Raw genomic sequence first — 260 nt, 5'->3', positions numbered from 1 at the left:
GGCTATAAGGGGACCCTCTGCTAAGGGGTTAGACTGCGAAAGTGGTGCGAGGGTTCGAATCCCTCTCTCTCCGCCATAAATTTATTGAAACCAGAACTTATTTTGCAAGGCCCGTTGGTCAAGGGGTTAAGACACCTCCCTTTCACGGAGGTAACAGGGGTTCGAATCCCCTACGGGTCATATTATGGAGGCTTAGCTCAGCTGGGAGAGCATCTGCCTTACAAGCAGAGGGTCGGGGGTTCGAGCCCCTCAGCCTCCAC

The 260-nt window shown here is 53.8% G+C and carries 2 tRNA genes; both read left to right on the top strand.

What is annotated here, in order from left to right:
* The first annotated feature begins 108 nt into the window (after positions 1-108).
* Positions 109-180, top strand: a tRNA-Glu gene (locus tag ACUYLD_RS25730).
* A gap of 6 nt (positions 181-186) precedes the next feature.
* A tRNA-Val gene (locus ACUYLD_RS25725) sits at positions 187-259 on the top strand.
* The last annotated feature ends 1 nt before the right edge of the window (position 260 follow it).

It is taken from the genome of Paenibacillus sp. SER-28, assembly GCF_052906305.1.
This window is presented reverse-complemented; position numbering and strand designations above follow the sequence as displayed.